Source organism: Bacillus sp. SIMBA_074, assembly GCF_046534555.1.
GTDB classification, from domain to species: domain Bacteria; phylum Bacillota; class Bacilli; order Bacillales; family Bacillaceae_G; genus Bacillus_A; species Bacillus_A mycoides.
Window position 1 is genome coordinate 1 of record NZ_JAWRYM010001228.1, and the last position, 236, is coordinate 236.

General features: G+C 67.8%; 1 protein-coding gene. It reads left to right on the forward strand.

The window, feature by feature from the left end; translation table 11 throughout:
- Positions 1 to 200, forward strand: a 200-nt coding sequence (locus SB773_RS34640) for a hypothetical protein (protein ID WP_410595079.1), incomplete at its 5' end; no start/stop codon positions are given.
- Positions 201 to 236: the final 36 nt, after the last annotated feature.

The window sequence follows — 236 nt, forward strand, 5'->3', positions numbered from 1 at the left end:
GACTCGTGCTGGTGAAGGTGCGCTGGCTATTCCGCGACGCCGAGGGCAAACTGCTGACCGACGCGACCAGCTACTACCTGCTGCGCGACGACGATGCCGCGGGGTTGCAGGCGTGCGTCTGCGTCGAGACGGATTCCGCCGAGCACCTTCAGGCGCTGGCCGTCGAACGCGGTATCGACCTCACGAAGTGGTCCACCTGACCGGCGCCCCGTCGACGGCCCGTCAGCGCTGCTTCT